The sequence below is a fragment of the Planomicrobium okeanokoites genome, from assembly GCF_003428875.1.
GTDB lineage: Bacteria > Bacillota > Bacilli > Bacillales_A > Planococcaceae > Planococcus > Planococcus okeanokoites.
Map to the genome: position 1 here is coordinate 75,282 of NZ_QQRS01000008.1, position 7,163 is coordinate 82,444.

9 protein-coding genes are annotated in these 7,163 nt (G+C 43.8%); 6 read left to right on the forward strand and 3 right to left on the reverse strand.

What is annotated here, in order from left to right:
- Positions 1–9 precede the first annotated feature (9 nt).
- Together D2910_RS14235 and D2910_RS14240 are read right to left on the reverse strand one after the other, a co-directional pair.
- Positions 10–1,095, reverse strand: a complete 1,086-nt coding sequence (locus D2910_RS14235; protein WP_117313944.1) for an FUSC family protein — start codon at positions 1,093–1,095, stop codon at positions 10–12.
- A gap of 37 nt (positions 1,096–1,132) precedes the next feature.
- Positions 1,133–2,419 carry a glutamate-1-semialdehyde 2,1-aminomutase gene (locus D2910_RS14240; RefSeq protein WP_117313946.1) on the reverse strand — a complete coding sequence of 429 codons (1,287 nt, stop codon included), beginning with the start codon at positions 2,417–2,419 and terminating at the stop codon, positions 1,133–1,135.
- 123 nt (positions 2,420–2,542) lie between these two features.
- On the opposite strand from D2910_RS14240, the gene bcp reads away from it, so the two are divergent.
- The 4 genes from bcp to perR all read left to right on the forward strand — a co-directional run bounded on the left by bcp (position 2,543) and on the right by perR (position 5,098).
- Positions 2,543–3,019 (forward strand): thioredoxin-dependent thiol peroxidase, encoded by a 477-nt coding sequence (bcp, locus tag D2910_RS14245; RefSeq protein ID WP_084242336.1) that lies wholly within the window; start codon positions 2,543–2,545, stop codon positions 3,017–3,019.
- Positions 3,020–3,032: 13 nt separating this feature from the next.
- Positions 3,033–3,974: a D-2-hydroxyacid dehydrogenase gene (locus tag D2910_RS14250; protein WP_117313947.1), complete on the forward strand. Its 942-nt coding sequence runs from the start codon at positions 3,033–3,035 to the stop codon at positions 3,972–3,974.
- 2 nt (positions 3,975–3,976) lie between these two features.
- A complete protein-coding gene (locus D2910_RS14255; RefSeq protein WP_117313949.1) occupies positions 3,977–4,531 on the forward strand; it encodes a cob(I)yrinic acid a,c-diamide adenosyltransferase in 555 nt (184 codons plus the stop codon).
- A 123-nt stretch (positions 4,532–4,654) separates the two neighbouring features.
- Positions 4,655–5,098 carry a peroxide-responsive transcriptional repressor PerR gene (perR, locus tag D2910_RS14260; RefSeq protein ID WP_084242262.1) on the forward strand — a complete coding sequence of 148 codons (444 nt, stop codon included), beginning with the start codon at positions 4,655–4,657 and terminating at the stop codon, positions 5,096–5,098.
- Between the two features lie 97 nt (positions 5,099–5,195).
- Here the strand turns inward: perR and D2910_RS14265 are convergent, their stop codons facing one another.
- Complete coding sequence (locus tag D2910_RS14265; RefSeq protein WP_084242261.1) at positions 5,196–5,549, reverse strand: YgzB family protein; 354 nt, start codon at positions 5,547–5,549, stop codon at positions 5,196–5,198.
- 235 nt (positions 5,550–5,784) lie between these two features.
- Here D2910_RS14265 and D2910_RS14270 point away from each other — a divergent pair, with 235 nt between their 5' ends.
- Both D2910_RS14270 and D2910_RS17035 read left to right on the forward strand, forming a co-directional pair.
- Positions 5,785–6,657 (forward strand): nucleotidyltransferase-like protein, encoded by an 873-nt coding sequence (locus tag D2910_RS14270; protein ID WP_117313951.1) that lies wholly within the window; start codon positions 5,785–5,787, stop codon positions 6,655–6,657.
- A gap of 319 nt (positions 6,658–6,976) precedes the next feature.
- The coding region (locus tag D2910_RS17035) for a hypothetical protein (protein WP_205854616.1) at positions 6,977–7,163 on the forward strand (187 nt) is incomplete at its 3' end.

Consider the following 7,163-nt stretch of genomic DNA (forward strand, 5'->3'; position numbering starts at 1 on the left):
TGCATTGTATTAAATCATGCTTTCCAAGTGTTCATCGACTTCATCGCTATGGTAATTCAAGTAGGCAATGATCAATAAATCGAGGTGTTCGAGCTGCTCTTCGTAATCCAGGATGGCTGATAAAACATGCATCAAGTGATAGACCGAAAAGTCGCTGTCTTCGGATTCCAATGCTATATTAATTTCTTTTACAAATATTGCCATTACCTCGTGGCGCTTTATCGATGCGTCTGTTCCTGATGACTCACTATGTTCAGGACGCAATTTTCCCACATATTTCATGTAGAGCTGCTCATGATAGCTGGCCAGGCTTTCGAGTCTTTCCTGCACCATCATATGGAATTGTTCCGGCAGTTCCGTCAATTCATTTTCAAACCGGTGTAATCTTCTCAACACCTCAAGGCTTTTCTTGGATGTCGCAATCATCTGGCGGTAGAGCACCAGCTTTCTCGCTTTCGTATATTGCTGCTTTTTCGTATAGCTTCGTTCTTCCTTATAGAATAGATACCATTGATCCACTTTCACGAGTTTATCCGTCAATTTGTCGATGTCTTCTTTCACCGATGCATGATCGGATGCGTGCCTGATCGACACCCGTATCCAGCGGATCACTTCTTCACTGACTTCGTGGATGGAGGTGAATAAGCGGCTTTCGTATTTAGGCGGAAGAAAGATCATATTAACAATAAAGGCGGAAAGTATTCCCAATAAAACCGTCAAAAATCGTAAAGACGCGAATGAAAGGAAGTTATTGGTCTGTGAATCCATAATGATGATAATGGTGACGAGTGTTAAAGGAACAGTGTTTTCGAGTTTCAATTTCAACATGATGACGATGGCCAGTATGGCCGCCAGTCCGATGGTCAGATAATTGCTGCCAAGAGTCAATACAAAGATGACGGCAATCGATGCACCAAGTAGATTTCCATATATTTGGTCAAGAAGTGTCAGGTAGGACCTGTATATGGAAGGTTGAATAGCGAAGATTGCTGCGACGCCTGCGAATACAGGAGAAGGCAATTCCAATAAGCTGGCTAAAAACAAGGCCATTGAAATAGCCACGCCGGTCTTTAATATACGTGCACCTAATTTCATAACTTACGATTCCCTTCTTCCCATAATAGATTGTAATTTATAATTGGCTGAAGGCTTTCCTTACTGCCTGCAGCGCTGTATCAATGTCTGCTTCAGTATGTTCGGTGGTCAGGAACCAGGCTTCGTATTTTGAAGGAGCAAGATTGATACCCTGCTCAAGCATCAATTTAAAGAATCGCCCAAAGATTTCTCCGTCTGTAGCTTCAGCTTGTTCATAATTTTCAACTTTGACATCCGTAAAGTAGATAGTTAAAGCACCTTTTAAACGGTTTACTGTAATCGTTACATCAAATTCTTCGGCTGCTTCCAAAATGCCTTTTTCGAGGCGTTCCCCCAAACGGTCCATTTCTTCATATACGCCATCAGCTTGGAGAATTTCCAAACAAGCGATACCAGCCTGTATGGAAGCGGGATTTCCAGCCATTGTGCCAGCCTGGTAAGCCGGTCCAAGAGGTGCTACTGTTTCCATGATTTCCTTCTTGCCGCCATAAGCACCGATCGGCAGTCCTCCGCCGATGATTTTGCCGAGCGCAGTCAGATCGGGTTTGAGCCCAAGCATATCCTGTGCGCCGCCGTAGTGGAAACGGAATGCCGTAATCACTTCATCATAGACGATTAAAGCTCCTTTTTCAGCCGCTATGCGATGGACTTCTTCAAGAAATCCTTTTTGGGGCTCCACAATGCCGAAATTACCGACAATCGGTTCTACAAGGATACAGGCAATTTCATTGCCCCAGCGGTCCATCGCTTCAGCGAAAGCTGCTGGATCATTGAAGGGGATAGTGATGACTTCTTCCGCAATGGTTTTCGGAACTCCTGCGGAATCCGGGGTGCCAAGCGTAGCGGGACCTGATCCGGCTGCAACCAGTACAAGATCTGAATGGCCATGATAACAGCCGGCGAATTTCATGATTTTCGTGCGTCCAGTATAGGCGCGGGAGACCCGGATAGTGGTCATGACGGCTTCCGTTCCGCTGTTGACGAAACGCACACGGTCCATATTAGGCATTGCTTCTTTCAGCATTTTCGCAAATGTGATTTCATGGCGTGTCGGTGTACCATATAAAACGCCGGTCTCAGCAGCGTTTGAAATAGCTTTTGCGATATGAGGGTGGCCATGGCCAGTAATGATCGGTCCATAGGCTGCCAGAAAATCGATGTATTTATTGCCGTCGACATCCCAGAAATAAGCGCCTTTTGCACGCTCCATGACTACAGGTGACCCGCCGCCTACAGCTTTAAAAGACCTTGAAGGACTATTGACGCCTCCGACGATATGTTCGAGCGCTTCTTTGTGCAGTCTGTTTGATTCTGAATGGTTCATTGATTCAATTCCTCCTACTTAATGTCTATTCCTTATTGTAGACAAGTTTATACATTAACGCCAAAGAAATTGAAAGTGCTGCGGCAGTTAGGTACGATAGACTTAAGAGAAGGAGTGATGGCATTGACGACATTAGAAGGTTTGCACGCACCGGATTTTACATTGAAAAATGAAAACGGTGAAACAGTTTCTTTGGAGGATTTTTCAGGTAAGAAATACGTAGTGCTCTATTTTTATCCGAAAGACATGACGCCGGGTTGCACTACACAGGCCTGCGATTTCCGTGATGCAGAGAAAGATTTTTCGGAATTGGGAGCAGTCATTCTGGGCGTCAGCGCAGATTCTGAAAAACAGCATAGTAAGTTTATCAGCAAACACGGTTTGCCATTCTCTTTATTGGTCGATGAAGATCATAAAGTTTCTGAAGCATACGGAGTGTGGGTGGAGAAGAAAATGTACGGAAAAGAATTTATGGGAATTGAACGCTCCACATTTTTAATCGATCCAACCGGGACTGTTGTGAAAGAATGGCGTAAAGTCAAAGTGAAAGACCATATCCAGGAAGTCCTTGAAACGGTTAAAGAGCTCAGCCAAGCATAGGAGGAAGACATATATGGAAGTATTATTCACGTTTCTGCCGAATGAGAAAATGCAGCAAAGCATCATCGACGATTTTCCGGAAGCGGATTTTCATTTCGTTTATAAAGACAAAAGTAAATTGCCGACAGCGGATGTATTGGTCACTTACGGGGAAGATCTGGATGACGGAGACATTGAGGATGCAAAGAATTTAAAGTGGATCATGGTGATAAGTGCCGGTATTGAGAAGATGCCTCATGAAGCTATTTCAAAACGGGGCATCACCGTTTCCAATGTGCGCGGAATCCATAAAACGCCGATGGGTGAATCGGTTCTGGGCCATCTGCTGGCACTGAAAAGATCCTTGCCCGAAATCTATGAAAACCAGCGGAATCATAAGTGGGAACGCAAATTCCGTTCAACCGAGTTATTTGGCTCAACAGCGCTGATACTGGGTCCTGGTGCAATCGGGTCTGAAATAGGCAGGCTGCTGCAGGCTTTCGGTGTTATGACCATCGGCTGCAACCGCTCAGGGAACCAGGCGGATCATATGAACGAAATGATTTCTTTCGATGAACTGATTGGAAAACTTCCGGAAGCAGATATCGTTATTTCAGTGCTGCCAAGTACGGCAGAAACGAATGGTTTGCTGAACATTGAGCATTTTAAAGCAATGAAAGAAGATGCGATATTTATGAATTTTGGTCGAGGAGACCTGGTAAAAGATGAAGTGCTGATAGAAGCAATGCATGAAGAGATGATAGCCTATGCGGTACTTGATGTTTTTGAGCAAGAACCTTTAGCTGAAGACCATCCCTTCTGGGGAATGAAGAACGTCATCGTATCTCCGCACGTTTCCAGTAAATCCGGGAAATATGTAGAGCGGGCAATGGAGGTTTTTCTTCCAGATTTGCGTAAATGGATTGAAGGAAATCAGGAACCGACAAATCTTGTTAATATGGAAAAGGGGTATTGACCATGAAAATTTACACGAAGACAGGAGATAAAGGGACCACTTCGCTGGTGTACGGTTCAAGAGTCCCGAAAAATGATGTGCTCGTGGAAGCTTATGGTACATGTGATGAAGCGAATTCGATGATCGGGTTGGCCGTCGCGCACTTGAATGGCGAATTTTTCGGCGAAAAAGAAGAGATTTGCGATGTGTTCCATGAAATCCAAACGACTTTATTTCATGTTGGAGCAGAACTCGCAACGCCTGCGGGGAAAGAAGTTAAGTGGAAACTGGAGACCGCTGATACGGAAAAGCTGGAATCCTGGATCGACAAATATGATGCGGAACTGCCGGCATTGAGCAACTTCATCCTGCCTAGTGGACATCCAGCCGGAGCGGCGCTGCATGTAGCCCGTACAGTCGTCAGACGGGCAGAGCGTCTTGCCACCTCTATTGGAGCAGGGACGTCTACGGAAGTGCTTGCTTACTTGAATCGGCTGTCAGACTTCCTATTTGTAGCAGCCCGCTTTATCAATCAGCGCATGGGCAGCAAAGAAAATGAACTCCATAGTAAGAAATAACGTTTAACAAGCAGCTCTTAACCAGCGTGCTTATAGTGATTTCTTGACATCTGCCGTGCATTTTGAGTACACTAATTATAACGATTATAAAGTAAGAATCTTTATGAAGTGAGGTGCACGGCGATGTCTGAAGTATTATTAAAAGACGCGCTTGATGCTTTGAAGTCTACAGGTGTCAGAATCACTCCGCAGCGCCATGCGATTTTGGAGTACATGATTCATTCTACAACGCACCCGACAGCGGATGACATTTATCGCGCGCTTGAGAAATCTTTTCCCAATATGAGTGTTGCAACTGTTTATAATAATTTACGTGTCTTTAAAAAAGCCGGTCTTGTGAAGGAATTGACTTATGGCGATTCTTCAAGCAGGTTCGATTTTGTTACGCACGACCATTATCATATGATCTGCAATGATTGTGGAAAGATAGTGGATTTTCATTATCCCGGCTTGGATGAAGTGGAACATTTGGCATCACATGTTACTGGGTTCCAAGTGGATTACCACCGTCTTGAAATCTATGGAACTTGTCAGGATTGCCTTTCCGATTCAGCAAAGGCGCAATAAGAAAGCGTGCATAGGATCTTATGCCCGCTTTTTTATTTTGAAAATTTTTCATTGAGAATAAAAAACCGCCAGCGATCCAGTCGCTGGCGGTTTTCGTTTATACTTTTGAATTCTTTTTGTTGTATTCAACGTCGAATTCTTTACCTTCAAGTGATGGATCCATAGTCAGAGGTTCACGGCAATGCATGCACATATCCACACGCCCGAGCATTTTTGTATGTCGTCCGCAGTTCGGACATTCGACAGGAACGGTTTTCATGGAAAGAAGACCGATCCAGGCGTAGACTCCTGTACTGCCGATGATGGCAACGACTCCAAGCAGCATGAAAGTGACCATGATTGCGGGCTGTTCTCTAAAGTAAATGCCTATATACATTATAACGATGCCGATGAAAATCAAAGACAGCGCAAAAGTCCGGATACGATTGATTTTATTTTTATAAGGCTTCATGTTTACTCCTCCTTGCATCAATCATACTATATCATAATCCATGTGAAAAAGTGTTAATGCTTTTCTTATGAAGGAATCAGCGGAAATATGTCGAAATAGAGAAAAGCGGGTCTTGCCTGAAGAAGTTTCAGGAGAACCCGCCACGATGATTCAATAGAATGGACAAAAAATATTTGAGTTGATGAAAAAAGGGTATACCCGTAAGCAAGCCTGAATCTGCAGGGAGTGAAATAGAATGGAACAAATATTAAGGCCGATTTATCAGGAACGCGCCAGCCAGGAAAGCACACTTGGCGTTGTGCTCGTTGAGAAAAGGGAGAAGGTCAGTCCAAGTACGGATACTTTCGACACGATACTGCTGATCATCACGAAAGAAAATGAAACGGCTGTTTTCACGAAGCATTATACTTACGACGAGAAAAAAGCTGCCATGCATATCATTACCGAAAAGCAGCTTAAGAAATGGCTGTTGCTTGGAACGAACCGCAAAATAGTGGACTGGCTGTTCAATGGCCGGATCATTTATGATCGAAATGAATTTATGGAAAAACTAATTACAGAGCTAAAGGAATATCCGTTTGCAGGAAGAAAGATTAAAATGGGTCTCGAGTATGCCAAGCTGATACGGCGCTATCTGGAAGGGAAAGTTCTCTTTGAAGAAAAAAATTACCTGGATGCTTACCGCCACGTAATTGAATCTCTTCATCACCTGGCACGGCTCTCGGTGTTGGAAAACGGCCTGCCGCCAGAAGTGACTGTGTGGTCCCAAGTGAAAAAGATAGAACCGTCCATTTATAAGTTGTATGAAGAGCTGGTTCTAAGCGATGAATCCATTGATAAGCGATTGGAGCTGTTATTTCTGGCCAGTGAGTTTCTCATACATTCCCGCACAGCTGATGGAGCGCAGCACATTACGGAAGTAATGGCGAAAAAAAGGAGCTGGACCATCCAGGAACTTCACGAACAAGAAGAACTGAGGAATTATTCTTCTGATCTGGAAGTATTCATTGAATATCTTGTTGATAAGGAAATCGTGTTTACTGAAGGCGTCATGACTAAGAGCGATAGAATTTTCCATCGCTATTATTTTGTTAAGGCTGCTAAGTGAGTGCATCTTTTCCAAACCGGATTGTCCTCGGACAATCCGGTTTCTTTCATTAGAGGAGACACACAGAATTGTAAAAGGAATAATAATATTTAATATAGCAATTGCCATGCATCCAAAGATTTTCTTTTTTTGTCCTTTTATCGTTGACAAAAGAGGGGGTATCGTATTATGATATTTCATGTCGCTTCGGCACATTAAGTTTTTTAGAATAATAAATAAAGCTTGACTCCGAGGATAGACGATGATAAATTAGAGAAGTCGCTTTTACAGGACGCGGAATTTTGAACCTTGAAAACTGAACAGCAAAACGTCAACATAAATGTTTGGAGCGCTTAGCGCGACAAACAATTATGCGATGGCCGCGCAAGCGGTCGGAGCAAACTTACTGATCAGTGCAAACAGATCAAAGCGAATCGTGCGTTCTTCGGAACGGCGATGCGCCAGCAGTATTGAGCAATCAACTACTTCTATAATGGAGAGTTTGATCCTGGCTCAGGACGAACGCT

Excerpts from the sequence above, each read along its gene's own strand:
- D2910_RS14235 (WP_117313944.1), bottom strand. The coding sequence starts at position 1,095 with ATGAAATTAGGTGCACGTATATTAAAGACCGGCGTGGCTATTTCAATG.
- D2910_RS14240 (WP_117313946.1), bottom strand. The coding sequence starts at position 2,419 with ATGAACCATTCAGAATCAAACAGACTGCACAAAGAAGCGCTCGAACAT.
- D2910_RS14250 (WP_117313947.1), top strand. The coding sequence starts at position 3,033 with ATGGAAGTATTATTCACGTTTCTGCCGAATGAGAAAATGCAGCAAAGC.
- D2910_RS14255 (WP_117313949.1), top strand. The coding sequence starts at position 3,977 with ATGAAAATTTACACGAAGACAGGAGATAAAGGGACCACTTCGCTGGTG.
- perR (WP_084242262.1), top strand. The coding sequence starts at position 4,655 with ATGTCTGAAGTATTATTAAAAGACGCGCTTGATGCTTTGAAGTCTACA.
- D2910_RS14265 (WP_084242261.1), bottom strand. The coding sequence starts at position 5,549 with ATGAAGCCTTATAAAAATAAAATCAATCGTATCCGGACTTTTGCGCTG.
- D2910_RS14270 (WP_117313951.1), top strand. The coding sequence starts at position 5,785 with ATGGAACAAATATTAAGGCCGATTTATCAGGAACGCGCCAGCCAGGAA.